The sequence below is a fragment of the Methylobacterium frigidaeris genome (assembly GCF_022179185.1).
Lineage (GTDB): Bacteria > Pseudomonadota > Alphaproteobacteria > Rhizobiales > Beijerinckiaceae > Methylobacterium > Methylobacterium frigidaeris.
The window spans coordinates 1-220 of sequence record NZ_BPQJ01000435.1 but is presented as its reverse complement, the minus strand read 5'-3'; the positions used below and the strand labels follow the sequence as shown (position 1 = coordinate 220).

At 65.9% G+C, this 220-nt stretch carries 1 pseudogene; it reads right to left on the bottom strand.

The annotated features are described in order from the left end of the window. Positions 1 to 220, bottom strand: a pseudogene (locus MFF64_RS39260) (long-chain fatty acid--CoA ligase); the annotation flags it as partial.

Here is a 220-nt window from a genome sequence, read left to right as displayed (position 1 = left end):
TGGCCGAGTACCACGGCCTCCCGGATGTAGGGGGAGTACTTCAGGCGGTTTTCCAGGAACTGGGGGGCGAAGTGGGTGCCGTCCACCAACGCCCCCACCTCCTTCACCCGCCCGAGGATCACCAGGTGCCCCCGCTCGTCAAAGAAGCCCGCGTCCCCCGTGCGGAAGAAGCCGTCCTCGGTGAAGCTCTCCCGGGTGGCCTTTTCCTGCTTGAAGTAGC